At 66.0% G+C, this 23,310-nt stretch carries 22 protein-coding genes, 1 tRNA gene and 3 pseudogenes; 15 read left to right on the top strand and 11 right to left on the bottom strand.

Annotation, left to right across the window (positions count from 1 at the left end; genetic code table 11):
• Window positions 1–42: 42 nt before the first annotated feature.
• The 3 genes from grpE to hrcA form a co-directional block, all read right to left on the bottom strand.
• Window positions 43–633, bottom strand: coding sequence for a nucleotide exchange factor GrpE (grpE, locus tag ABRZ00_RS01300; protein ID WP_368641408.1), 591 nt, complete (start codon window positions 631–633; stop codon window positions 43–45).
• A gap of 168 nt (window positions 634–801) precedes the next feature.
• Window positions 802–1,848, bottom strand: a complete 1,047-nt coding sequence (gene hemH / locus ABRZ00_RS01305; protein WP_368641407.1) for a ferrochelatase — start codon at window positions 1,846–1,848, stop codon at window positions 802–804.
• Window positions 1,845–2,858, bottom strand: coding sequence for a heat-inducible transcriptional repressor HrcA (hrcA, locus tag ABRZ00_RS01310; protein WP_343835758.1), 1,014 nt, complete (start codon window positions 2,856–2,858; stop codon window positions 1,845–1,847). Before hrcA ends, hemH begins: the two co-directional genes overlap by 4 nt.
• Before the next feature lie 199 nt (window positions 2,859–3,057).
• Between hrcA and ABRZ00_RS01315 the strand changes: the two genes are divergently transcribed.
• Both ABRZ00_RS01315 and recN read left to right on the top strand, forming a co-directional pair.
• Window positions 3,058–3,960 (top strand): NAD kinase, encoded by a 903-nt coding sequence (locus tag ABRZ00_RS01315; RefSeq protein ID WP_368641406.1) that lies wholly within the window; start codon window positions 3,058–3,060, stop codon window positions 3,958–3,960.
• Between the two features lie 28 nt (window positions 3,961–3,988).
• A complete protein-coding gene (gene recN, locus ABRZ00_RS01320; RefSeq protein WP_368641405.1) occupies window positions 3,989–5,641 on the top strand; it encodes a DNA repair protein RecN in 1,653 nt (550 codons plus the stop codon).
• 41 nt (window positions 5,642–5,682) lie between these two features.
• Here recN and fur read toward each other — a convergent pair whose 3' ends face one another.
• Complete coding sequence (gene fur, locus ABRZ00_RS01325) at window positions 5,683–6,108, bottom strand: ferric iron uptake transcriptional regulator (protein ID WP_343835762.1); 426 nt, start codon at window positions 6,106–6,108, stop codon at window positions 5,683–5,685.
• Window positions 6,109–6,319: 211 nt separating this feature from the next.
• On the opposite strand from fur, the gene ABRZ00_RS01330 reads away from it, so the two are divergent.
• Together ABRZ00_RS01330 and dapB are read left to right on the top strand one after the other, a co-directional pair.
• Window positions 6,320–6,805, top strand: coding sequence for an outer membrane protein assembly factor BamE (locus ABRZ00_RS01330; RefSeq protein ID WP_343835933.1), 486 nt, complete (start codon window positions 6,320–6,322; stop codon window positions 6,803–6,805).
• Window positions 6,805–7,596 (top strand): 4-hydroxy-tetrahydrodipicolinate reductase, encoded by a 792-nt coding sequence (dapB, locus tag ABRZ00_RS01335; RefSeq protein WP_368641404.1) that lies wholly within the window; start codon window positions 6,805–6,807, stop codon window positions 7,594–7,596. The genes ABRZ00_RS01330 and dapB overlap by 1 nt, the downstream gene beginning before the upstream one ends.
• 94 nt (window positions 7,597–7,690) lie before the next feature.
• On the opposite strand, the gene murB is transcribed toward dapB, so the two are convergent.
• Complete coding sequence (murB, locus tag ABRZ00_RS01340) at window positions 7,691–8,764, bottom strand: UDP-N-acetylmuramate dehydrogenase (RefSeq protein WP_368641403.1); 1,074 nt, start codon at window positions 8,762–8,764, stop codon at window positions 7,691–7,693.
• A 246-nt stretch (window positions 8,765–9,010) separates the two neighbouring features.
• Between murB and ABRZ00_RS01345 the strand changes: the two genes are divergently transcribed.
• From ABRZ00_RS01345 to ABRZ00_RS01355, 3 genes and pseudogenes are all read left to right on the top strand, one after another.
• Window positions 9,011–9,086: transfer RNA gene (locus ABRZ00_RS01345), tRNA-Gly, on the top strand.
• Between the two features lie 252 nt (window positions 9,087–9,338).
• Window positions 9,339–9,569: pseudogene (locus ABRZ00_RS01350) on the top strand (Arm DNA-binding domain-containing protein); the annotation flags it as partial.
• A gap of 567 nt (window positions 9,570–10,136) precedes the next feature.
• Window positions 10,137–10,850 (top strand): annotated as a pseudogene (locus ABRZ00_RS01355) (IS3 family transposase); the annotation flags it as partial.
• Window positions 10,851–11,005: 155 nt separating this feature from the next.
• On the opposite strand, the pseudogene ABRZ00_RS01360 reads toward ABRZ00_RS01355, so the two are convergent.
• The 4 genes and pseudogenes from ABRZ00_RS01360 to ABRZ00_RS01375 all read right to left on the bottom strand — a co-directional run bounded on the left by ABRZ00_RS01360 (window position 11,006) and on the right by ABRZ00_RS01375 (window position 14,146).
• Window positions 11,006–11,772 (bottom strand): annotated as a pseudogene (locus ABRZ00_RS01360) (IS5 family transposase).
• Between the two features lie 269 nt (window positions 11,773–12,041).
• On the bottom strand, window positions 12,042–12,938 hold the full coding sequence (gene bla / locus ABRZ00_RS01365; RefSeq protein WP_343835934.1) for a class A beta-lactamase: 897 nt from the start codon (window positions 12,936–12,938) through the stop codon (window positions 12,042–12,044).
• Between the two features lie 118 nt (window positions 12,939–13,056).
• Window positions 13,057–13,479 carry a VOC family protein gene (locus ABRZ00_RS01370; protein ID WP_343835767.1) on the bottom strand — a complete coding sequence of 141 codons (423 nt, stop codon included), beginning with the start codon at window positions 13,477–13,479 and terminating at the stop codon, window positions 13,057–13,059.
• A gap of 52 nt (window positions 13,480–13,531) precedes the next feature.
• Window positions 13,532–14,146: a glutathione S-transferase gene (locus ABRZ00_RS01375; RefSeq protein WP_343835768.1), complete on the bottom strand. Its 615-nt coding sequence runs from the start codon at window positions 14,144–14,146 to the stop codon at window positions 13,532–13,534.
• Between the two features lie 123 nt (window positions 14,147–14,269).
• Here ABRZ00_RS01375 and ABRZ00_RS01380 point away from each other — a divergent pair, with 123 nt between their 5' ends.
• Together ABRZ00_RS01380 and ABRZ00_RS01385 are read left to right on the top strand one after the other, a co-directional pair.
• Complete coding sequence (locus tag ABRZ00_RS01380; protein WP_343835769.1) at window positions 14,270–15,157, top strand: LysR family transcriptional regulator; 888 nt, start codon at window positions 14,270–14,272, stop codon at window positions 15,155–15,157.
• A gap of 152 nt (window positions 15,158–15,309) precedes the next feature.
• Window positions 15,310–15,933 (top strand): hypothetical protein, encoded by a 624-nt coding sequence (locus ABRZ00_RS01385; protein ID WP_368641402.1) that lies wholly within the window; start codon window positions 15,310–15,312, stop codon window positions 15,931–15,933.
• Here ABRZ00_RS01385 and ABRZ00_RS01390 read toward each other — a convergent pair.
• Window positions 15,930–16,544: an ATP-binding cassette domain-containing protein gene (locus ABRZ00_RS01390; protein ID WP_368641401.1), complete on the bottom strand. Its 615-nt coding sequence runs from the start codon at window positions 16,542–16,544 to the stop codon at window positions 15,930–15,932. The genes ABRZ00_RS01385 and ABRZ00_RS01390 overlap by 4 nt on opposite strands.
• 127 nt (window positions 16,545–16,671) lie before the next feature.
• Here ABRZ00_RS01390 and ABRZ00_RS01395 point away from each other — a divergent pair, with 127 nt between their 5' ends.
• From ABRZ00_RS01395 to ABRZ00_RS01420, 6 genes are all read left to right on the top strand, one after another.
• A complete protein-coding gene (locus tag ABRZ00_RS01395) occupies window positions 16,672–17,715 on the top strand; it encodes a metal ABC transporter solute-binding protein, Zn/Mn family (protein ID WP_368641400.1) in 1,044 nt (347 codons plus the stop codon).
• 26 nt (window positions 17,716–17,741) lie between these two features.
• The gene (locus tag ABRZ00_RS01400; RefSeq protein ID WP_368641399.1) at window positions 17,742–18,422 is read left to right on the top strand and encodes a DUF1007 family protein; all 681 of its coding nucleotides are present in this window, start codon (window positions 17,742–17,744) and stop codon (window positions 18,420–18,422) included.
• On the top strand, window positions 18,419–19,399 hold the full coding sequence (locus tag ABRZ00_RS01405) for a hypothetical protein (protein ID WP_343835775.1): 981 nt from the start codon (window positions 18,419–18,421) through the stop codon (window positions 19,397–19,399). Before ABRZ00_RS01400 ends, ABRZ00_RS01405 begins: the two co-directional genes overlap by 4 nt.
• 257 nt (window positions 19,400–19,656) lie before the next feature.
• Complete coding sequence (locus ABRZ00_RS01410) at window positions 19,657–19,878, top strand: YgdI/YgdR family lipoprotein (RefSeq protein ID WP_368640393.1); 222 nt, start codon at window positions 19,657–19,659, stop codon at window positions 19,876–19,878.
• Between the two features lie 137 nt (window positions 19,879–20,015).
• A complete protein-coding gene (locus ABRZ00_RS01415; protein WP_368641398.1) occupies window positions 20,016–21,920 on the top strand; it encodes an FAD-binding monooxygenase in 1,905 nt (634 codons plus the stop codon).
• Window positions 21,917–22,339 (top strand): MarR family winged helix-turn-helix transcriptional regulator, encoded by a 423-nt coding sequence (locus ABRZ00_RS01420; protein WP_368641397.1) that lies wholly within the window; start codon window positions 21,917–21,919, stop codon window positions 22,337–22,339. Before ABRZ00_RS01415 ends, ABRZ00_RS01420 begins: the two co-directional genes overlap by 4 nt.
• Here the strand turns inward: ABRZ00_RS01420 and ABRZ00_RS01425 are convergent.
• A complete protein-coding gene (locus ABRZ00_RS01425) occupies window positions 22,296–23,258 on the bottom strand; it encodes a LysR family transcriptional regulator (RefSeq protein WP_368641396.1) in 963 nt (320 codons plus the stop codon). The genes ABRZ00_RS01420 and ABRZ00_RS01425 overlap by 44 nt on opposite strands.
• Window positions 23,259–23,310: the final 52 nt, after the last annotated feature.

Genomic DNA, 23,310 nt, shown 5'->3' on the forward strand with positions numbered 1-23,310 from the left:
GCGCCCGCCGATGATTCGAATATGGGGTTGCCGGGGCTTGTTTCAAGAGCCGGCGTTGTCCGCGGCAGGGCCCGCCGACACCATGACCAGCGCCGGGCGCAGCACGCGATCGGCAATCAGATAGCCCTTCTGCAGCATCTGGACGACGGCGCCCTGGGGATGCTCGGACGGCACGTTGGAGATCGCCTGGTGGCGGTGCGGGTCGAAAGCGTCGCCGGGCGCCGGGGCGATTTCGCGCATCTGGTTGCGCTCGAAGGCTGCGTTCAACTGCCGCAGCGTGGCCTCGACGCCCGCCTTCCAATCCTCGGCGGTTTGGTTTTCCAGGGCCAGTGCGGCTTCCAGACTGTCGCGCACGGGGATCAGGCTCTCGGCAAAGGACTCCGTGCCGAACTTGCGGGCCTTGGCCACGTCGTCCTGGGCCCGGCGGCGGACGTTCTCGACTTCGGCATGCGCACGCAGCAACTGATCATGATAATCGGCAACCTGCTTCTGGGCTTCTTCCAGCAGCACGGCAAGGTCTTCGCCCGGCTGCTCGGCGGCCGGCGCGGCGGCATCAGTCGGGTTCTGGCCGGCGGCCTGGGTTTCGGCGCTCGGCGCGGCTTGCGGGTCCAAGTCTTCCTGGGGAGCCGACATGGTGAAATCTCCAATACTGAAAATGGGTGAACAAGGGGGTAGATGAGGACGGGGCGCGCGTTCTTCAAGCCCCGGGACGGCGGATGTCCGGGACGGAACCGCCCCGGCCTCGAAGGCGCCCCGGATACGATGCCCGGAGCCCGGCGCACAGAGGCGCCCGATGGGCCGTCACGTCCAGCCGGCCAGATTGTCGGCGATCAGGGCGGCGAAATCCCGCGCCCAGTCAGGGTCGGCATTGAGACAGGGAATGTAGCGGAAAGCGCGGCCGCCCGCCTTCAGGAAGGCCTCGCGGCAGCCCATGTCGATTTCCTCCAGGGTCTCCAGGCAATCCGCCAGAAACCCCGGGCACATCAGATCCACCGTGCCGACGCCTTCCCGCCCCCAGGATTCTAGCGTGGGCTGAGTGTAGGGCTGCAGCCAGGGCGCCGCCCCGAAGCGGCTCTGGAAGGCGACATGCAGCCGGTCGCCGTCGGCGCCGAGACGGGCGCGCAAGGCGCGGGCGGTCTGATGGCAATCGCGGAAATAAGGATCGCCCTTGCGCACCGACTGCTGGGGCAGGCCGTGAAAGCTGAGCAGCAGCCGGTCCGGCTTGCCGGCCTGGTCCCAGTGGGCGCGCACCGCACGGTGCAGCGCATCCACATAGGCGTCGTCCGTCGGGAAACGATCCAGAAAACGCAAGGTGGGCTGGTGGCGCAGCCGGGCCAGGTGCGCATTGACCGCATCCACGGCCGTGGCCGTGGTGCTGGCGGCATATTGAGGGTACATCGGCACCGCCAGGATGCGGCCGCAGCCGGCGGCGCGCAAGGCATCCAGGGCATCCGCCAGAACCGGCCGGCCATAGCGCATGGCAAGCCCGACCCGCACATCCAGGCCCCGGTCGCGCAAAGAGGCCGCCACGGCATCGGCCAGATCCTGGCTGTGCACCAGCAGGGGCGATCCCCGGTCGAGCCAGACCTGGGCGTACTTGGGGGCGACGGCGGCAGGCCGCCGGGTGAGGACGAACAGACGCAGGATCACCTGCCACAGCGCGGCAGGCAGCTCGACCACGCGAGGATCGGACAGAAACTCGCCCAGGTAGCGCCGCACGGCCGCCGGGGTCGGCGCGTCGGGCGTGCCCAGGTTGATCAGCAGAACGCCCAGCGGCCCGCGCCCGGGATCGGGCGCTTCGGGATCCAGCGCCCGGGGATCGTGAACTTCAGAGAGAAAACGGCTCATGAAACCGCCTGGCCGAGTGCGTTGGACAACATGCGCGCCGTAATGTCGACAATGGGGATGACGCGGTCGTAGGCCATGCGGCTGGGGCCAATGACGCCCAGCGTGCCGATCACCTGGCCATCGACCCCGTAGGGGGCGGTGATGACCGAGACGTCGTCCAGCGGCACCAGCCGGGAATCGCCGCCGATGTAGATCTGCACGCCCTGAGCCCGGCTGGAAACATCGAGCAGGTGCAGCAGATCGGTCTTCTGCTCGAACAACTGGAACAGGCGGCGCAACCGATCCATGTCGGCCGTCATTTCCGAGACGTCCAGCAGCTTGCCTTCGCCGGAGATGACCACGGCCTCGTCGTCCGTGTCGGCGGAGTCCAGGCCGGCGTCCACCGCCTGCTGCATCAACCGGGAAATATCCGTGCGCAGCGTGTCAAGCTCGTCGGCCAGCGCCTGGCGGACCGCATGGAAGGATTTGCCCGAGAACTGCCGGTTGAAGAAATTGGAGGCCTCCAGCAGCTCGACCTCGGAGTATTCGCGCGAAACGAACAGGATGCGGTTCTGCACGTCGCCGTTGGGCGTGACGATGATGAGCAGCACGCGCCGGTCGGACAGGCGGATGAATTCGATGTGGCGGAATACCTGGGTGCGCTTGGGCGTGAGCACCACGCCCGCGAACTGCGACAGGTTCGACAGCAGCGAAGCCGCGGCGGTCACGGCGCGGCCGGGCTCGGCCGCGGGCAGACAGTCCTCGATGCACAGGGAGGGACTGAGTTCGTAGGGCCTGGCCGTCAGCAGACTGTCGACGAACATCCGGTAGCCGCGGGGCGTGGGCACGCGGCCCGCCGAGGTGTGCGGGCTGTGGATCAGACCCAGGTCCTCCAGGTCGGCCATGACGTTGCGAATCGTGGCCGGTGAAAGGTCGAAGACTTTCGAAAGGGTGCGCGACCCCACGGGCTGGCCGTCCGCAATGTAGCGTTCGACCAGCGCCTTCAGCAAGGTCTTGGCTCGATCATCCATGGTTTAACGCCCTGTTTGGCTAATACTCGTCAGGCACGGGAACCCTCCCCAATTGCCACATCTCTCCACCTCGCGCCTTGCAAGGCGCTCGGATTCGTCAGGCACGGGGCAGTCCGCAGGGACTGCCCCGTGTCCGGACTCATCCCCCTATAATCGGATACGCCTATTATTCCATTAATTTCCGGGAGAGCCCCCGCCCATGCATTTCAAGACCGTCGCGCTGATCGGCCGCCACCAGGATAGCGGCATGGACGCCCCCCTGCGCCGGCTGGGCAAGGTCCTGTCCGAGGCGGGGCGCGATGTCCTGATCGAGGCCGAAACGGGCCGCAACACCGGCGTCGACGATTTCCCGCTGGCCTCGTACGAAGACATCGGCGCGCGCGCCGATCTGGCCATCATCATGGGCGGCGACGGCACCATGCTGGCGGCGGCGCGGCAACTGGCCACCTCGGGCGTGGCCATGATCGGCATCAACCACGGCCGCCTGGGTTTCATCACCGACATTCCCCTGGGCAGCGCCGACGAGGCCATCACCCGCATCCTCAACGGCGCCTTCGTCCAGGATGAACGCATCCTCCTCGAAGGCCGCGTGATGCGCGGCGACGAAACGATCTTCTCGGGCCTGGCGCTGAACGACGTCATCATCAACCGCGCCGGGCGCGGCGGCATGATCGAACTACGCGTCGAATGCAACGGCGCCTTCATGCACAGCCAGCGCGCCGACGGCCTGATCATCGCCACGCCCACGGGATCGACGGCCTACGCCCTGTCGGCCGGCGGGCCGATCCTGCACCCCCAGGTCAACGCCCTGGTGCTGGTGCCCGTGGCACCGCAAACCTTGTCGAACCGGCCCATCACCCTGCCCGACGACAGCGTGCTGAACATCACCATCAGCGCCCTGGGCCGGGTGGAATCGGGCGCCAGCATCCACTTCGACATGCAGGCCCTGTCCAACTGTCAGGAAGGCGACCGCATCGACGTGCGCCGCAGCCCGCACCGCGTCCGCTTCCTGCACCCCCAGGGCTACAGCTATTTTTCCACCCTGCGCAGCAAGCTGAACTGGAACCGCATGCTGCACCCCTGGGACGAACCCGATCAATAGGGCCGCCGGCCCAACCATCACCGAGCCCATGCTGCGCGCCCTGCACATCCGCGATTTCGTCATCGTCGACCAGGCCGACATCGCCTTCGATGCCGGTTTCACCGTCTTTTCCGGCGAAACCGGGGCGGGCAAATCGATTCTGATCGATGCGCTGGCGCTGGCCCTGGGCGGCCGGGGCGACGCCGCCCTGATCCGTCAGGGCGCCCCGCGCGCCGACATCAGCGCCGTCTTCGACGCGCCCGAATCCGCCGCAGGCTGGCTGGCCGACCAGGCCTTGGAAGGCCCGGAACTGATCCTGCGCCGTGTGATCGACCCTCAAGGCCGCAGCAAAGCCTGGATCAACGGCGTGCCGGCCACGCTGGCCCAACTGCGCGACCTGGGCGCCCTGCTGGTCGACATCCACGGCCAGCACGCCCATCAAAGCCTGCTGCAGCCCGCCAGCCAGCGCGAACTGCTGGACACCCAGGGGGGACACGCCGGGCAGGCGCGCGCGCTGCAGCAAGCCTGGGCGGACTGGCGCCAGGCGCAGGCGGCGCTGGATGCCGCCCGCACCGATGCGGCAGGCCGGGCCGCCCTGGTGGAGCGGCTGGCCGCGGACGTGGCCTGGCTGGACGAACTGGCCCCCGAGCCCGGCGAATGGCCGGACCTGTGCGCTCGCCAATCCCGTCTGGCGCATGCGCAGGCCCTGCTGGCTGGCGCCGGCCAGGCCGTCGAGGCGCTGGACGGCGAATCGGGCTCGGTGGCGCAGGCCCTGCACGTCGCCATCCAGTCGCTGCAATCCCTGGTGCGGCACGACCCCTCGCTGGAGGAGCACTGCCAGACACTGGAATCGGCCCGCATCCTGTGCGCGGAAACCGTGTCGGGCCTGAACGCCTACGCCGACCGGCTGGAACCCGACCCGGAAGCGCTGGCCCAGGCGGATGCCCGCATGAGCCGCATGTTCGAAGCCGCCCGCCGCTTCCACATCGAACCCGAAGCCTTGACCGAGCATCACGAGGCGCTGCAGGTTCAACTGCGCCAGGCTGAAGCCGGCCAGGATCTCGAAGCGCTGAAGCACGCCTGCCAACAGGCCGAATCCCGGTACATGGATCTGGCACGCGCCTTGGGCGCTGCGCGTCGGGCCACCGCCGTTCAACTCGCCGCGCAGGTCACGGCCGCCATGCAAACCCTGTCCATGGACGGCGGCGTCTTCGACATCGCCCTGGCGGACAGCAAACCCTCGGCGCAGGGCCTGGAAACCGTCGAATTCCTGGTGGCCGGCCATGCCGGCGTGCCGCCCCGGCCGCTGTCACGCGTCGCCTCCGGCGGCGAACTGGCCCGCATTTCCCTGGCCCTGTCGGTCATCGCCAGCCAGGCGGCACGCGTGCCCACCCTGATCTTCGACGAAGTGGACGCCGGCATCGGCGGCGCCGTGGCCGAGGTCGTCGGCCGCCTGCTGCGCGAACTGGGCGCGCGCCATCAAGTCTTGTGCGTCACGCACCTGCCTCAGGTCGCGGCCTGCGCCGCGCGCCATTTCCAAGTCAGCAAGGCCACCCGCGCAGGGCAGACGCTGTCGGCCATCCGGCCGCTGGACGAATCATCGCGCACAGAAGAAATCGCCCGCATGCTGGGCGGCCTGAAGATGACCGACGCCACGCGCGCGCATGCGCGCGAAATGCTGGCCTCAGGCCAGGCGCACTGAAATCCGCGCCGGGGCCGGCGCGGCGGGCCGCACACCCGTGGTCAGGCTTTCTTGGCGGCCGTGCACTTGGGGCAGATGCCGTAGAGCATCATGCTGTGGCTTTCGAGCGTGAAACCGTTGTCCTTGGCCACCTTGTGCTGGCGTTTTTCGATTTCCGCATCGGAGAATTCCACCACCCGGCCGCAGTTGGTGCAGATCAGGTGATCGTGGTGATCGCCGTCGTTCAGCTCGAACACCGCCTTGCCGCCATCGAACTGGCTGCGCAGCAGGATGCCCGCCTGCTCGAACTGGGTCAGCACGCGATACACGGTGGCCAGGCCGATATCGACGTCCTCGGCGATCAAGGCGCGGTAGACGTCTTCGGCGCTGTGGTGACGGGTTTCCGCCTTGCGGAATACATCGAGAATCTTCAGGCGCGGAAAAGTCGCCTTCAGGCCCATGTTTTTGAGTTCGATCTGATCGTTCATGAGTCAAGTATCCCGAGGAATGCCGCGGAAGGCAAGAAGGCCCAAGCCCCCCGCATCCAGCCCTGCGCATGCGCAAATCCGAATTCCCTTTATGATAGCGGTTTTAGCGGCTGCGGACTGCGCAGCCCTTGAACCGATCACGGGGGCTTTCGTGCACAACCGATCCAGCGCTCATTCCCACAGGCTGACTCTCCGCCTGGCCGCCAGCGTCATGGCGCTGGGCCTCGCGGGCTGCGGCTCGACCAACTGGGGCTTCCCCTATCGAGCCACCATCCAGCAAGGCAACTGGATCACCGCCGAACAAGTCGCCCGGCTCGAAACCGGGATGAGCCGCGACCAGGTGCGCTTCATCCTGGGCACGCCCACGCTGCAGGATATCTTCCACGCGGAACGCTGGGATTACCCCTACTACAACCAGCCCGGCTACGGCGAAGACGAACTGCGCAAATTCACCGTCTGGTTCGAAAACGACCAGTTGACGCGCTGGACGGGCGATGAACAGCCCGATCGCCAGCCCTTCCAGAGGGCCGACAGCGGCAAGGAGGCCATCCAGTCGGCCGACGCCGAACGCGATGCCCAGCAAGCCGCATCCCCCGGCCTGGATACCTCCGCGTCGCCCAGCGGCCAGAGCGTCACGCCGCAAACCACCATCGAGACGGGTCCGGGCGGCACCGCCAACCAAGAGGAACAACCATAATGCGCATCGCCATTGCGGGCGCCTCGGGCCGCATGGGGCGCATGCTGATCCAGGCCGTCCTGGAGTCCCAGGACCTCACCCTGGCCGTCGCGCTCGACCGTCCGGGCAACGAGGCCATCGGCCAGGATGCCGGCGCTTTCCTCGGGGTGGACACGGGAGTCCGCATTACCGACAGCCTGGGCGCCCTGGCCGGGGCCGATTGCCTGATCGACTTTACCCGCCCTGAAGGCACCCTCGCCCATCTGGAAGCCTGCGTCGCGCACGGCGTCAAATGCGTCATCGGCACCACCGGCTTCGATGCCGAGGGCAAGCAGTCCATCCGCGCCGCCTCCCAAAAGACCGCCATCGTCTTCGCCCCCAACATGAGCGTGGGCGTGAACGCGACGCTCAAGCTGCTGGACATGGCCGCCCGGCTGTTGAACAGCGGCTACGACGTCGAAGTCTTCGAGGCTCATCACCGCAACAAGGTCGATGCGCCCTCGGGCACCGCCCTGGCCATGGGCGAGGCCGTCGCGCGCGCCTGGGGCAAACCGCTGGACGACATCGCCGACTGGGCCCGCCACGGCAATACCGGCCCGCGAGAAACCGGCCACATCGGCTTTTCCGTGATGCGCGGCGGCGACATCGTGGGCGACCACACCGTGTACTTCTGCGGCACGGGCGAGCGCATCGAGATCAGCCACCGCTCCAGCAGCCGCGCCACCTACGCCCAGGGCAGCCTGCGCGCCGCCCGCTACCTGGCGCGCCGCGAATTCGGCCTGTTCGACATGCAGGATGTGCTGGCCACCTGAAAGCCGCCCGCCTGAACGACGAAGGGCCTCCGCGCTGGACGGAGGCCCTTCGTCTTTTGGGGCCGCGTGCCGGGCCGTGCGGCCGGGCTGAGCGTCAATCCAGGATCACAGGCTCCCGCTCCAGATCCACCCCGAATTTTTTGTGCACGTCGGCGCGCACGGCATCCGCCAGGGCCAGCACATCCGCCGCCTGCGCGCCGCCATGGTTGACCAGCACCAGCGCCTGGCGCGCGTGCATGCCCACTGGCCCCAGGCGCCGGCCTTTCCAACCCGCCTGTTCGATCAGCCAGCCTGCCGCCAGCTTGACCCGCCCATCGGCCTGCGGATAGGCCCGCAACGCCGGAAAATGCCGTTCGAGATCGGCCGCTTGCGCGGCCCCGACCACCGGGTTCTTGAAGAAACTGCCCGCATTGCCCTGCACGGCCGGGTCGGGCAGCTTGCGGCGGCGGATTTCACACACCGCATCGAATATCTGGCGCGGAGACGGATTCTTGCGGGCATCGACGCCCTCCCGCAGCCCTGGGTGGTCGCGCAGATCCGGATAATCCAGGCGCGGCGTCCAGGCCTTAGGCAACGCGAAGCGCACCCGCACGATCAACCAGCGTCCCGCCCCATCGCGCTTGAACAGGCTGTCGCGATAGGAAAAGCCGCAGGCGGCCGGGTGCAGCGTGCATTCCCGGCCCGCCCGCAGATCCCAGGCCACCACCGAGTGCAGTCGCTGATCCAGTTCGAGCCCATAGGCGCCGATGTTCTGCACCGGCGCCGCCCCCACCGTCCCGGGAATCAGCGCCAGGTTTTCCAGCCCCGGCCAGCCCTGCGCCAGGCAGTGCTCGACGAACCCATGCCAGGATTCCCCGGCGGCCGCCTCGACGATCCAATGATCGGCGGTTTCCCGCCACAAACGGATCCCGCGCAGCGCCACGCGCAGGATGCGGCGGCGCGGCCGCGCGGCGATCACCAGATTGCTGCCGCCACCCAATACGAACAGCGGAGCGGCGGCATCCCCGCCCTTCTGCCCGGCCGCCAGGGCTGCGCACAGCGCCGGGATGGCGGCCTCGTCCTCCAGCGCGGCCACGGCGGCGCGCGCCGGCAGGCCCAGGGTGTTGCAAGCGTGCAGGTCCTGCTCTAAAAAGACGGGCGGCAAGGCGGACATGGCGTGCAGTGACAAGCGAAATGCCTGATAAGGAGAAAGGCGTAAGCATACCGCGCAAGGCCTCTTTCACACCGCCCGCAAGCGATTTGACAGACTCCGATTTCGTGCCTTATAGTTCTGCCTCTTGCTTGATTGCGTGTTGGCAACAGCGGCTCTCAGTAGCGTTGCTGCCCGGTTTGAAAAATCCTGTGATTCAACAGACGATTTGACAGACATGAAAATACGCTCTAAAATGCAAGGCTTAGCTGAATAGCTAAAAACGCGGGAATAGCTCAGTTGGTAGAGCGCAACCTTGCCAAGGTTGAGGTCGCGAGTTCGAGACTCGTTTCCCGCTCCAATTTATGATCTACAGACTTCCACTGACGTCTGTAAGTCGTTGAAAACAGGGGCATTTGGCCCCTTTTTCATTCCAGCGGCGTCCACTGGAATCCACCCACATCCAGGACTTTTTAGTCCATTTTTTAGTCCATCTTCTGGCCTATCAATCTGGGTGAGTTCGAGTCCGCATTGTTGCTGGGCCAAAGCGGCGACCGAGACCACGATTCAGTCCTAACTCCTCTTAGGAGCTGGAACGATGGCACTCTCAGACATGGCGGTTCGGCAAGCCAAGGCGGTCGGCAAAGCCTACACGCTCGGCGACCTCGACGGTCTCTCCCTGGCCGTATCCTCGCAAGGAGGACGGACCTGGCATTTCCGCTACTGCTGGGCGGGCAAGCAAAAGCGCATGTCGCTTGGCACCTACCCGGAAGTCGGCTTGCGCGATGCACGAACCTTGCGCGACCAGGCGCGCGCCCTGCTGGCCAAGGGCATCAACCCCAAGGTGGATCGCAAGCTCAAGCGTCAGGCCGTATGCCTGGCCAATGGGCATACGTTCAAGGCCGTGTACCTGCAGTGGTACGAACATCGCAAACTGGAACTCAAAGAGGGGCGCAACAGCACCCGATCTCAAATCAAGCGCAGTTTCGGTAAGGATGTGCTGCCCAGCCTAGGGAAAATACCAATCCACAACATCAGCCGTGGCGAATTGCTGGAGGTGCTCGCCAAAATCGAGCAGCGCGGAGCGCTCACTACCGCCGGGAAGGTTCGTATCTGGTTCAAGCAGCTATTTCGCTATGCCCTGGTAAAAATCGAAGGTTTGGAGAGTAATCCCGCGTCGGACCTCGATGTGGTGGCCGTACCCAAGCCGCCCGCCGCCCATAATCCATTTCTTCGCTTGCCGGACGTACCGGCGCTGCTGCAAAAGATTCGTCAATACCGAGGCGCAATCACCACCAAGCTCGGCATTCGTTTACTGCTGCTGACGGGCGTGCGAACGGGAGAACTACGCCTGGCCACCCCCGATCAGTTCGATCTGGACCAAGGGCTGTGGATCATCCCTCCAGAGATCATTAAACAATTGCAGAATGACATGCGCAAGAAAGGCAAGCCCATTGCCCGCTGCACGGTTGAGCGCTTGATGCGGCACATGGGCATCGAAGGGGTGCGCCGGGGCAAGCGGGTGCGTACGACCACCCCGGACGCCTCCAGGCCATGCCCGCGAGACCTGGTGCGCCGAGCCTTTCATGCCGATCAGCCCAACCGCCTGTGGGTGGCCGATTTCACCGATGTATCGACTTGGCAGGGATGGCTATACGTGGCTTTTGTCATCGACGCCTATGCCAAGCGGATTGTGGGTTGGCGGGCTAGCTCGTCGATGAGCACCGACTTCGTGCTTGATGCGCTGGAGCAGGCCTTGTATGACCGGCGACCAGATCCATCCGATGGACTGATTCACCACTCCGACAGGGGGGCCCAATACGTGTCAATTCGCTATTCCGAGCGACTAGGCGAGGCGGGTATCAATCCGTCGGTGGGCAACACAGGCGACGCCTACGACAATGCGCTGGCCGAGGCCATCAACGGGTTGTACAAAGCCGAAGTGATTCACAAACGCGGCCCCTGGAAGACCAAGGCTGCCGTCGAACTGGCCACACTGGAATGGGTGGCCTGGTTCAATCACCAGCGGTTGCTGGAATCGATTGGAGACATCCCGCCGGCCGAGGCTGAACAACGGTACTATCAGCAGCTCACAATCCAGGCTGCGGAGCCCGTTTTACTTTAACCAAATGGCCTCCGCGAAAACCGGGGTGATTCACTCAGCCAAGGTGATCAGTTGCTGAATCCGGCACTTCCCGCCTCCGGTAGCTACGAAGTAACGCCGACCGCCGTCGGCACATACAGCTACGAACTGAGCTGCTCGGGTTCAGGTAGGGCCTGTTAACACAAACTGCGAAGGCCATCAGCCACCAGCACAAAGCTGAGAAAGCCCCAGGAACATTGCATCGAGCTTCTCGAATCGAGAGAAGATTCGACGGTAGCCCTTCAAGCGCCGAAACAACCTCTCGACCTCGTTGCGGCGCTTGTACATCGCTCGGTCGTATTCCCAAGGCTCGATCCGGGTCCTCATCGGAGGCACGACCGGGATGAACCCCAGATCAAGGGCCAGTTGGCGCGTCTCGTTGCCCTCGTACGCCCGATCCATGAGCAGGTGAATCGGGCCACTTGCAGGCCCCAGGCTTTGTAGCAGGCGTCTTCCCTCGGACGCATCGTGGGCCTGTCCAGGCGACAGGCAGAACGTCACGGCCGTTCGAGCATCCGCGGCACCCATATGAATCTTGGTGTTCCATCCGCCTCGGGACTTGCCGATGGCCTGTGGGCCGTTTTTTTAGAGCGCCAGTTCCATCGGGATGCACCTTGATACTCGTGGAGTCCAACGACACCACCTTGATCTTCACGCGCACCAGCTGCTCGCGCTGCAGTTCCTCGAACATCTTGTCCAGCACACCTGCCTTGGTCCAGCGGCGCATGCGCGTGTAGATCGTGTGCCAGTTGCCGAACCGATTGGGCAACCCACGCCACTTGCAGCCGTGTTCGGCCACATACAGCATGGCGTTGACCACTTGCAGATTGCTCAGGCTGACGTTGCCCCGCTGCACGGGCAAGCAGTGTTCGATGCGTTTGAATTGCTCAGGTGTGATCTCCATGCCTGCAGTTTCACATCTGATGTTTCACATCTGATCAGTCACAGCGCAATTAGTGTTAACACGCCCTAGTCCATCCAGTCATTCTGGATGAAGATAGTTTGTTTTTAATCAATGAGTTACGGCTTCATCGTGGAGCCCGTTTCCCGCTCCAGATTTTTGTTCATGGGCATCCGCCAACGCCCATGGATGATTGAAAAAAAGCCGAAACACACAGGTTTCGGCTTTTTTTTTCGTCCGGCGACACCCAGGCGGCACACGATAACGCCTGGCTACGGCTGCGCCCTCACCAGATCGGCCAGCGCCCTGCCGATCGAAGCGATGGCCTCGTTGCGATGCGCCATCGAGGCCTCGGTCTGGGTGATGTAGACCGCCGCGATCAGCGGCGCCCGCTCCGGAGGCCAGATGATCGCCACGACGCCCCGCGTTCCATGGCCCCCCGCGCCCGTCCGGTCGCCGATGCGCCAATCGGCGGGAATCCCCGCCCGCAGCAGCGGTCCGCCCACTTCGTTGTCCACGAGCCAGGCCGTCAATGCCTGTTGCGCGGACGGCGACAGCGCATCGCCCAGCAGCAATGCCTGCAATGAATTCACCATGGCCGCCGGCGTGGTGGTATCCCGCTCATCGCCGGGGGCGGCTTCGTTGAGTTCGGTTTCCCAGCGGTCCAGCCGCGTCACCGGATCGCCGATAGAGCGCAGGAACGCCGTGACTGAGGCTGGCCCGCCGAGCGCCTCCAGCACTTTGTTCGCGGCCGTGTTGTCGCTGGTCCGCAGAGTCGCCGCGCACAGCGCATCCAGGGTGACTTCCTGGCCCACCCAGCCCTTGGCGACCGGCGAATAAGTGACCAGATCCGAACGGGCGATCGGGACTCGCCGGTTCCTGTCTTCACCGCCGGCATCGCTGCGTGCCAGCAATGCGCCGCATGCCAGCACCTTGAACGTACTGGCCATGGGGAACCGCTCACGGGCGCGGTACGACCAGCGCTCACCGCTGCCGGTATCCAGGACTGCCAGGCCGACCCGGGCGCCGAGCCGCTTCTCGGCCTGCCGGGCCGCATCGGCCACCGGATTTTCCGCAGCGGCGGCCGGCAGTGCTTGAACGACGCACAGCGCCAGGAACAGCGCCGTCAGGCAATGACCCGTTCTGCGCCCTGCCTGCTGCCGTGCCATGCCGCCCGATACGAAAACCCAGGACAAAAACGCCATCAAACACTCCTTCAGCATCCACTGCATTTTATCTGCACAGGATGGTAGCGTCTTTATCCGGCTTTCAAGCTTTATCCGGCTTTCAGGCCGCCTTCCGGCCAACCAGGATCTCATTGAACTCCAGCACGTTCAGATCGGGGTCCCGGATGAAGCAGACATTGCGGCGCCCGTGGCCCATCATGACCGGCCCCTCGCTGATCCTGATGTTTTCGTTCGCCAGCCATGCCACCAGTTCGTCCATGCTGTCGACGATGAAGGCGGCATGCGTATAGCCGGGGCGCTTGATCGGGGCGTCGAGGAGCACATTGCCTTCCCGGGCCGGCTCGCCGTTGTAGATCAGATGGATCCGCAAGCCAGTGGGATGTATGAGGCCGCACGCCCTGGCCTGCGGAGCGAACTCCCCGGGAGCCCGGGTGAATCCCAGTTTTGCGTAGAAGGCTTCCGCCCTGGCGAGGTCGGTGACACGGATGCCGATATGGTCGAGACGCAGCGTATCGAAGCGCATGTTGAAACTCCTGCTTGAATCGGATGAAAAGCGATGGGCGGCACACGCCGGCTCAGGCGTCGAGCCCGGCCCGGACCCGCTGAAACGGAAAGAAGCCCGGCAGGTTCTCGACCCGGCGCAACCAAGCCTGAACCCGTGGATAGCCGGACAGATCCACGTTGCCCTCGGGCGCCCGCGCGGTGTAGCTATAGAGCGCCACGTCCGCAATGCTGGGCGCCTGCGTCCCGGCGATCCAGCGTTGATCTTCCAGGGTCTGTTCCATGACGACGAGCGTGGCGTGCGCACGTCCAATGACCTCATCGGCATCGAAGGGGGCACCGAACACGGCGACGAGCCGGGCGGCGCAGGCACCGTAGGCGATCTTGCCGGCGGCGACCGACAGCCACCGCTGTATTCTCGCCTCGACGACCGGGTCGTCGGGCAACCAATGGGACGGCCCCGCTTTTCTCGCCGCATAGACGAGGATGGCGAGCGAATCCGGAATGATGATGCCGTCGTCGTCGAGCACCGGCACTTCGCCAAAGGCGTTCAACGCCAGGAACTCGGGCCGCCGGTGCTCGCCCGCCGACAGATCGACTTCGATCCGTTCGTGGGCAATGCCGGCGAGCGACAGAAAAAGAGCGGCGCGGTGCGCGTGTCCCGATGGGGCGTAGTAGTAGAGCTTCATGGCAGTGGTCCTCTTTTGAATCAAGGCTTCATGATGCCTACTATCAAATAATGAGAGAATCCACTGAATCCGCATTTCATTATTGCGGTTTCAGACGATAATCCATAAGTGGGACCGGCGCCGATGGACAAATTACGAACGCTCAAGACTTTCATACACGTCGCCGATCACGCCAGCTTCGCCGAGGCGGGGCGGCGGCTGAACCTGTCGCCAACCGCAGTGTCGCGTGCGATTGCGGCGCTGGAGGCCGAGCTGGGCGTTCAATTGTTGAGGCGCACCACGCGCAGCGTGCGCCTGACCGACGAGGGCGCCGCCTTTCTGGCGCGCTGCCGGGCGGGGATTGCCGAGATCGAGGGCGCGTTCGACACGGCCCGCAGCGGCCTGTCGATGCCGCGCGGCACACTGACGGTGACCGCGCCGGTCCTGTTCGGCCAGCAACATGTATTGCCGATCATGGTTGAATTACTGCAGCGGCATCCCGACCTCCAGATCAAGCTGCTGTTGCTGGACCGTGTCGTGCATCTGGCGGAAGAAGGCATCGACGTCGCCGTGCGCATCGCCCCTCTGCCGGACAGCTCGCTTCACATGCTGCGCCTGGGCGAGGTGCAGCGTGTGTTCAGCGCAAGCCCGGCCTACCTGGCCGCGCATGGCAGGCCGGCGTCGCTGGCCGATCTGCGCGAGCACGACGTAATCTGGATCGAAGATGAAGCCGGCCCCCATCGCGGATGGGGCCTGGACACCGTCAGGCGCTCCGGCCGCCCCGCACGCCTGACGGTCAACAACATGCGGGCGGCGGTATCCGCTGCAGTCGCCGGGCTCGGCGTCGTGCGGACGCTTTCCTATCAAATCGCCGACGAAGTCGCGGCGGGACGGCTCGAACGCCTCCTGGCCGACGAAGCCTCTCCCGCCTTGCCCATTTCGCTGCTGTTCCAAAGCGGCCGCAAGGATCACCCGAACGTCCGGGCGTTCGTCAACGCCGCAAAACACCACCTGCAAGGGGCATCGCTTTAGCCAGTCAATCGTGCCCCCCGGCACCGCCCGCCGGATGGCGGCCGCGCGTGCCCGCCACGGCAGGCGCACCGCGGCCGTATAAAATCCTGTTTCACCGGCCCGGAAGGCCCCGCCAGCCGTTCTTTCAATTGAACGATGAGGAAACACGCGCCATGGATCTGTTCTCTGCCCTGCTGATCGCCCTCGTGGCGGGATGGGCCTTGCGCATGCACGACCAGCGCACGCGCATTGCCTTGCTGGGGCGTCATTTGAAAGGACTGCAGATCGAACGTCTCATGGAAACCCTGACGCAGGGCTATACCCGCGCCATTCACGAAGCATCCGAGGCACGCCAGATCCAGGTGCTGGAATCTTTCGCGCAGGCCGAACATACGGTGGCCGCGCAGGCGCAATCGCTGGCCGACGCCCTGCAGCGGGAAAGCATGCAGGCCACCCGCATGAGTACGCTGCCGGTTCACATCCCCTATGCCGAGCGCTTTCTTCCGGTGCCGACCCGGGATTTCCGCGCACTGCTGCGCATCCACGCGGCCGGCCTGCGCCGCACGGCGGACAACGAAGAAGGCTGGGATGCAAAGACCCGCGCCTACCACCTGTCGGCCGAACTGTATCTGTTGCAGCACAGTTGCCACTGGTTCTGCAAATCGCGTTCCGTGGCCGATGCCCGGCTGATGCTGCGGCACCAGGTCACCCATCAGAAAGTGCTGGACTCGGTGTCCGGCGCAACCCGCGCGGCGTACCGGCAATGGCTGCAGGGCACTGACCGGGAAACCCCTTAGCGCAAGGCCGCCACCTCGACCACCTTCGCTTCGCAGGCTCGCACCAACTCGGCGTCGTGGCTGGCGAACAGCACGACGCGATCCCGCGACCAGCGCTTGAACTGTTCGGCCAGCACGGCGAGCGCCTGCTTGTCCAACCCATTGCCGGGGCCGTCCGCGACGATGACGGCGGGATCGCCCAAGGCGGCGGCCGCCAGAAAGACCTTGCGGCGCGTGCCCGTGGACATCTGCTCGAAGCGCTTGTCCAGATGCGGCTCCAGCCCCAGCCGCCGGGCCAGATCAAGCACGGTGTCATCCAGGGCGGCCTGTTTTTCCGCCGCGATCAGTTCAAGTTGCTCGCGCCCTGTCCGTTCGGGAAACACCAGGCAGTTGTCGGGCACATGGGCCAGGCGCGCCTTGGCCTGCGCCGGCGCATGAGTCATCGAATGCCCATCGATCCAGACCTCTCCTGTGTCCGGTGCGAGGACGCCCGCAACAATGTCCAGCAAGGTGGATTTGCCGGTGTTGTCTTCTTCGCACAACGCCACGCATCCGGGAGAAAACGTCTGAGTGAGCCCCTGGAAGACGAGATGGTCGCCGTAGCGCTTGCCGAGATTGTCGATGCGTAGCATGCCGGCAGTGTACGCAGGAATGCGGTGCCCATCAAAGCCCTCGCGCTTGCGCGCCCGTTGCAGCCTGCGCCGGACAGGATTGTTATGTTATAACATCACGGATATTTCACCTTAAAAAGAGAACCCCGTGTCCCAATCGAAAAAACTGGCCGCCCTGGCGGGCGCCGCACTATTCGCCCTGGCGGGCGCCCAGCCGGCCAGCGCCCAGGCGCTTCGCGTCGTCGCCACGTTTTCGATCATCGGCGATCTTGCCCGCCAGGTCGGCGGCGACCGGATTGCATTGACCACGCTCGTCGGCCCGGACAGCGACGCGCACACCTATGAACCCCGGCCGGCGGACTTGAAGGCCATCGGCACGGCCGATGTGATTCTGGCCAATGGCCTGGATATGGAAGGATTCCTGCCGGGCCTGATCCAGGCCGGCGGCGCCAAGGTTCCGATCACGGCGCTGACCGACGGCGTCGAACTGCGGCTCAACCAGGGCGGCAGCGAAAGCCCCGCACATGCGCACAAAGCGCACGACCACGAAGAACACCACCACGAAGAACACCACCACGCGGGACAGGACGCCGCGCACGAAGCCGGCCCCGGCCACGCCGCCGACAGCCATGATCGCGCGCATGCGCACCACGCTCATGGCAAGTTCGATCCTCACGCCTGGCAGACCGTGCCCAATGCCCGGATCTACGTCGGCAACATCGCCAAGGCGTTTTGCGCCGCCGACCGGCAGGGATGCCCGGTCTACGAGGCCCATGCCCGGGCGTACGATGAAAAACTGCGCGCCCTGCAAACACAGATCGCGGAGAACTTCGCCAAGATTCCCGCCGATCGGCGCACGATCATCACGCCCCACGACGCCTTCGGCTATTTCGCCCGGGAATACGGCTTCAAGTTCGAGGCGCCGCAAGGCATGAGCACCGATTCCCAGGCCTCGGCCGCGGGGCTCGCCACACTCGTCAAGCAAGTCAAGGACGAGAAGGCCGCCGCGCTCTTCCTGGAAAACATCAGCAACCCGCGCCTGGTCGAGCAGATCTCCAGCGAAACGGGCTTGAAAGTGGGCGGCAAGCTGTATTCCGACGCGCTCTCAAGCGCGGACGGCCCCGCCTCCACCTACATCGACATGATGAGGCACAATGCCGCCACCATCACGGACGCCATCCTGGCCCGTTAGCCAAGCGGCGCATCCCGCCGAGACACATGACAGCACATCACGTATCGGCACGGCCCGGCATCGACCGTCGGATCCGGTGCCTGGCCGGCCTGCTGGCAGCGGCCTTCCTCGCGCTACGGCCCCTGGCCGGACAGGCCCATCCCCACGCATGGATCGACGTGCGCAGCACAGCGGTCTTCTCGCCCCAAGGCATGCTCATCGCGCTCAAGGAGCAATGGCTGTTCGATGAGCTGTACAGCGCGGCCGTCATGGAGGGCCTGGCCAGCGAAAGCCCTTCGGGGCGCGCCACGGCGCAGGCGTTCGCCGCCATGGCCATGGAAAACCTGGAGGCCTACGATTACTTCACGAAGATCACAGTCGATGGACATGCGGCGCGCCTTGGGAAGGCTGCCGCATTCGCGGGGGCGATGATAGGCCATCAGCTCCTGCTGTCGTTCACGGCGCCCCTGGCCGATCCGGTGGACCCGGTCAGCCGCCAGGTGACCTACGCCATCTATGACCCCAGCTATTACATCCAGATGATGCATCGTCCGGAACAAGCTCCGGCGATCGAAGGCCAGGCCCGGCGGCCCTGCCGCCCGCAGCTTGTGCCGCCGAATCCGACGCCCGAAGACATCGCCCGGGCCTATGCCCTGGATCGCACCGAGCAGGCCGACGACGACTTGGGCGATCTGTTCGCTGAAAAGGTCGCGCTCCAATGCCCATGAAGCGCATCCGTCCGGCCGCCGTCCTGGCGGCCGCCGGCGTTCTGGCGACGCTGGCGTTCATGATCTGGGCGCTCATCGACGAGCCGGTCTGGTGGCGCCGGACCCTGGCCTGGACCATGGCCCTGCAGGCCGATCTGCACCGGCAATTGGCGCAGGCGATGCGGCTGGTCGGCCAGGAAGGCTGGCCGGCGGCCGTGCCGCTGATCGGCTTGAGCCTGTTGTATGGCGTTTTCCACGCGGCGGGGCCGGGCCACGGCAAGGCCGTGATGACCGCCTACCTGGGCACCCGCCGGGTGCGCTGGCCGCAAGGCGTGCGGCTGGCCGTCCTGGCCTCGCTGATCCAGGGCGCGACCGCCGTGCTGCTGGTCGAGATCGCGGCCAGCCTCCTGGACCACTCCCTGCGCGGCACACAGCGCGTCGGCGCGCAACTGGAAAACCTCAGCTTTGCGCTGATCGCCCTTCTGGGCGCCATTCTGCTCATGAAAGGCGCGGCGACGCTCTATCGGCGGCATCGGCGGCGGCCCGAAACCCCGCCGGGGGCCCTCTTCACCCAGGGCGCCGGCATGCGCGCCTATTGCGCAGACTGCGATGCACTGCACGAACTGGCCGGCGCCCATGCCGGCGGATCGGGCGGATGGCGCACCGGATTGCCCGTGGCGCTGGCCATCGGGATCCGGCCCTGCACGGGCGCCCTCCTCGTCTTGCTGGCCGCTTACGCCATGAACCTGCGCTGGGCTGGAATTGCGGCGGTCATGGCCATGTCCGCCGGAACGGCCGCCACGGTCAGCGCGCTGGCGCTCGGCGCAGTCTCCCTGCGCGGCGGCCTGCTGGGCATGCTGGCCCGGGGCCCCCGCCCATCCCACCATGCGCACGTCATTCTCGACATCCTGGGCGTGGTGGGCGGGCTGTGCATTTTCCTCATGGGCATCGGATTGCTGCGGCAGGGGCTGCGGATACCCGCCCATCCTTTGCTGTAGCCCGCTCGCCCTGCCCGCAACGCCCGTCCATGCCTGCCGCCGGGTCTGGACGCCGGTTACATCAACCCTGCAAGAGTCGCTCCTTGAGTGCCATTTTGTCAGCAGGGCCTACCGTCGCGTCCGCCCCGCGCGGCGCAATGGCAGAAGGAGTACGGGGGACCGTGCCCCGGCCGCGCCGGCTTCGCTGTCGAATCCGCTTACATCGGCCGCCCCAGCCCCTGATACGGTGTTCATGAGTCTTTTTCCAGGAGGAACTCATGTCCAAGACGATCCTTGCATTCCTTGCCATCCTCGCCAGCGGCAGCATCCTGGCCGCCTGCTCGTCTCCTTCGACCGTCACCACCCGGGATGGGCAGACCGACTACACGGCCGACGCGCCGGACACCGACACGGACGACGGCTTCGTGACCTACGAGAAAGGCGGCCGCGAGGTCAAGGTCAACAAATCGGAAGTGAAACAGATCGAGGAAGTCGACTGACCTCTGGACGCACCGACCGGCTGGCCGGCGATCAGGGTAAGTCCTGATCGGAATTCGTTGGTGTACGGATTAAATTAGTTGGCATACTGACTATTCAGATATCCATCTTACAATCCCGCACCTTCGGAGTTTCGACCATGCAGTATTACCTCAACGGATACCAGTTCGGCGACCCTGAACTCCGGGCGCCGGCCCCCGGTTTCGAGCACCCGCCCGAAAACCTGCCGGACACCGTCGACGTGCTGATCGCCGGCACCGGCCCGGCCGGTCTGGTGCTGGCCGCCCAGCTTTCGACCTTCTCCGGCTTCACCACCCGCATCGTCGAGCGGCGCGCAGGGCCTCTGGAGCTTGGCCACGCGGACGGTGTCTCCTGCCGCACGGTCGAGATGCTCGATGCCTTCGGGCTTTCCTCGCAACTGATGCGCGAAGCCTGCTGGATCAACGAAACGGTCTTCTGGCGGCCCGACGCCCAGGACCGCTCCCGCATCGCGCGCACCGGCCGCGTCGACGACGCCGCCGGCGAACTGTCGGAAATGCCCCACATCATCGTCAACCAGGCGCGCCTGCAGCAACACCTGTTGGAATACATGGAGAAATCGCCGACCCGGCTCACGCCCGACTACGGGCTGGAGGTCGTACGGGTCGAGGTGGCGGAATCGGGCGACCACCCGGTCGCCGTGACGCTGCGGCCCACGCAGGGCGGCGCCGAACGCACCGTCCACGCGAAATACGTCATCGGCACCGACGGCGCGCGCAGCGCCGTGCGCACCTCGATCGGCCGCGAATTGCGCGGAGACGTGGCCAACCACGCCTGGGGCGTGATGGACATCCTGGCCGTGACGGACTTCCCCGACATCCGCATCAAGGCGGCGATCCAGTCGGCCAAGGAAGGCAACATCCTGCTGATCCCGCGCGAAGGCGGCTACCTGGTCCGCCTGTACGTCGACCTCGGCGTGGTGGACCCCGCCCGCCGCGATGAAATCCGGCGCACGCCGCCCGAGCAGTTGATCGCAGTCGCGCAGAAAGTGCTGCACCCGTACACGCTGGAGGTCAAGGATATCGCCTGGGCCTCGGTCTACGAAGTCGGCCAGCGCGTGACCGACCGGTTCGACGACGTGCCCGAAGACCGGACCGGCCTCCAACTGCCGCGCGTCTTCATCGCCGGCGACGCCTGCCATACGCACAGCGCCAAGGCCGGGCAAGGCATGAACGTCTCCATGCAGGACACCTTCAACCTCGGCTGGAAACTGGCGGCGGTTCTCGAAGGCCGGGCCGCGCCCGAACTGCTGCATACTTACTCGTCCGAGCGCCAGCCCGTCGCGCAGGATCTGATCGACTTCGATAAGGAATGGTCGGCCATCATGGCCTCGCCGCCCAAGGATCCGGCGCATCCCGAGCGCGGCGGCGTGGACCCGGCCGAACTTCAGGACTATTTCGTCCGCTCGGGACGCTACACGGCGGGCCTGGCGACGCACTATCCCGCCGGGCCGCTGATCGGCACGTCCGAGCACCAGGCGCTGGCGCAAGGTTTCACGATCGGCACGCGCTTTCACTCGGCGCCGGTGATCCGGGTCGCCGACGCCAGGCGGCTGCACCTGGGCCACGTGCACCGCGCCGACGGCGCCTGGCGGCTCTACGCCTTTGCCGACGCCTCGACCGAGCGGCTGGACGCCTTGCTGCGCTGGCTGTCGGACTCGCCCGAATCGCCCGTCCGGCGCTACACTCCCGCCCATGCCGATCCCGACAGCGTGATCGACGTCCGCGCGATCTATCAGCACAGCCACCGCGAGATTGAAGTGGATGCCCTGCCGCCGGTGCTGCTGCCTCGCAAGGGCCGCTTCGGTCTGATCGACTACGAGAAGACATTCAGCCCCGATCTCGTCAACGGCATGGACATCTTCGACCTGCGCGGCATCGATCGCGCCCGGGGCGCCCTGGTCGTCGTCCGCCCGGACCAGTACATCGGCCATGTGCTGCCGCTGGAGGCCCGCGACACGCTCTCGACCTTCTTCGCCCGTTTCATGCTGGATGCCCGCCCATGAGCGACCTCACCGATCTCCTGCCGCACACCGGTTCGCTGATCCGGCGCGCCCAGCAGCGCCACGCGGCGCAATGGACGCGTCTGGTCTCCAGCACGATCACCAGCGTGCAGTTCGCGGCGCTGGCGGTTCTGGCCGACACCCCGGGCGCCAGCCAGCGCGAACTGGGCGATGCGCTGGAAATCGACCGCTCGACCGTGGCCGATCTCGCCGCCCGACTGGAGCGCCACGGCCTGGTCGCACGCGAACAGGATGAGGCCGACCGGCGGCGCTACGTGCTGCGGCTTACCCCCGTCGGCCGGGCCGAACTGGCGCGGCTGCGGCCGCTGGCCGATGCCGTCGAGCAGGCCATGACCGGCGCCCTGACGCCCTCGGAGGTCACTGCGCTGCGCCGCCTGCTGCACGCGCTCCTGACCGCCTGACGGCCCGCCGGCGGACGGGCGGCGCCAGGCCGGCGCAGGCCTCGACGAGAAAATCCCGCACGGCCCGCACCCGGGGCGACAGCAGCCGCCGGCCCGGATACACGACGGTCAGGCGCGCGCTGGCCTGGCTGAGGCGGACGTGGGGCAGCACCTCGACAAGCCGGCCCTCGGCCAGCGGCCCGATGCAGTACTGATACGGCAGCATCGACAGGCCGCCGCCGGCCAAGACCGTGCGCAGCACCACCAGGGGGTCATTGACCCGCGTGACGCCCCGGCTCAGGTCGAGATGGGCGGCTTCCCCGTGGATCTCGACCGGCGTGCGCCGCTGGGCGTAGCGCGCCTCGCAGATCTGGATCTGCGCGCGCACGGCCTCCAGCGTCTGGCCAGGCGTGTGCCCGGCCAGCCACCCTGGACTGGCCACCCAGATGAGCCCGCCCTCGACCAGCGGGCGGGATACGAGTTCGCTGTCTTCGAGCGGCCCCACCACCACGGCCAGATCGACCCGGTCGCGGACCAGAGCCGCCCCCTGGCTGGTGACGACGATGTCCAGCTCCAGGCCGGGATGGCGGGCACGGAACCCGGGCAGGCGCGGCGCGACGATCTCCAGGCTGAACGCCGGCGGCAGCGCCACCGAGACGCGCCCGGCCGGCGCCGAGCCAAGCCCCGCCATCAGGTCGTCGGCTTCTTGCGCCTGTTCGAGGATCAGCAAGGCCTGGCGATGGAAAGCCTCGCCCTCCGCCGTCACGCGCAGGCTGCGCGAGGAGCGGTCGATCAGGCGCAGGCCCAGCGCCTGCTCCAGGCGCGACAGCGTGGCGCTGACCGTCGATTTCGGCATGCCCAGCTCGCGGGCCGCCGCCGAGATGCCGCCCTGGGCGATGACGGCCGCGAACACGGGGAGATCATCCAGATTCCATTTCATGCGCTCGATTATCGTTCATAAATCCGAACGAAAAGTCCATTGATAGATCATT

The organism is Castellaniella ginsengisoli, assembly GCF_040955415.1.
Lineage (GTDB): Bacteria > Pseudomonadota > Gammaproteobacteria > Burkholderiales > Burkholderiaceae_B > Castellaniella > Castellaniella ginsengisoli.

Bases quoted from the DNA above. Each gene is read 5' to 3' on its own strand.
- hrcA (WP_343835758.1), bottom strand. From the start codon at position 2,858: ATGGATGATCGAGCCAAGACCTTGCTGAAGGCGCTGGTCGAACGCTAC.
- ABRZ00_RS01380 (WP_343835769.1), top strand. From the start codon at position 14,270: ATGGACAAATTACGAACGCTCAAGACTTTCATACACGTCGCCGATCAC.
- ABRZ00_RS01410 (WP_368640393.1), top strand. From the start codon at position 19,657: ATGTCCAAGACGATCCTTGCATTCCTTGCCATCCTCGCCAGCGGCAGC.
- ABRZ00_RS01390 (WP_368641401.1), bottom strand. From the start codon at position 16,544: ATGCTACGCATCGACAATCTCGGCAAGCGCTACGGCGACCATCTCGTC.
- ABRZ00_RS01315 (WP_368641406.1), top strand. From the start codon at position 3,058: ATGCATTTCAAGACCGTCGCGCTGATCGGCCGCCACCAGGATAGCGGC.
- dapB (WP_368641404.1), top strand. From the start codon at position 6,805: ATGCGCATCGCCATTGCGGGCGCCTCGGGCCGCATGGGGCGCATGCTG.
- ABRZ00_RS01415 (WP_368641398.1), top strand. From the start codon at position 20,016: ATGCAGTATTACCTCAACGGATACCAGTTCGGCGACCCTGAACTCCGG.
- ABRZ00_RS01425 (WP_368641396.1), bottom strand. From the start codon at position 23,258: ATGAAATGGAATCTGGATGATCTCCCCGTGTTCGCGGCCGTCATCGCC.
- ABRZ00_RS01420 (WP_368641397.1), top strand. From the start codon at position 21,917: ATGAGCGACCTCACCGATCTCCTGCCGCACACCGGTTCGCTGATCCGG.
- hemH (WP_368641407.1), bottom strand. From the start codon at position 1,848: ATGAGCCGTTTTCTCTCTGAAGTTCACGATCCCCGGGCGCTGGATCCC.
- grpE (WP_368641408.1), bottom strand. From the start codon at position 633: ATGTCGGCTCCCCAGGAAGACTTGGACCCGCAAGCCGCGCCGAGCGCC.
- recN (WP_368641405.1), top strand. From the start codon at position 3,989: ATGCTGCGCGCCCTGCACATCCGCGATTTCGTCATCGTCGACCAGGCC.
- ABRZ00_RS01405 (WP_343835775.1), top strand. From the start codon at position 18,419: ATGAAGCGCATCCGTCCGGCCGCCGTCCTGGCGGCCGCCGGCGTTCTG.
- bla (WP_343835934.1), bottom strand. From the start codon at position 12,938: ATGGCACGGCAGCAGGCAGGGCGCAGAACGGGTCATTGCCTGACGGCG.
- ABRZ00_RS01370 (WP_343835767.1), bottom strand. From the start codon at position 13,479: ATGCGCTTCGATACGCTGCGTCTCGACCATATCGGCATCCGTGTCACC.
- ABRZ00_RS01385 (WP_368641402.1), top strand. From the start codon at position 15,310: ATGGATCTGTTCTCTGCCCTGCTGATCGCCCTCGTGGCGGGATGGGCC.
- ABRZ00_RS01400 (WP_368641399.1), top strand. From the start codon at position 17,742: ATGACAGCACATCACGTATCGGCACGGCCCGGCATCGACCGTCGGATC.
- ABRZ00_RS01375 (WP_343835768.1), bottom strand. From the start codon at position 14,146: ATGAAGCTCTACTACTACGCCCCATCGGGACACGCGCACCGCGCCGCT.
- ABRZ00_RS01330 (WP_343835933.1), top strand. From the start codon at position 6,320: ATGGCGCTGGGCCTCGCGGGCTGCGGCTCGACCAACTGGGGCTTCCCC.
- fur (WP_343835762.1), bottom strand. From the start codon at position 6,108: ATGAACGATCAGATCGAACTCAAAAACATGGGCCTGAAGGCGACTTTT.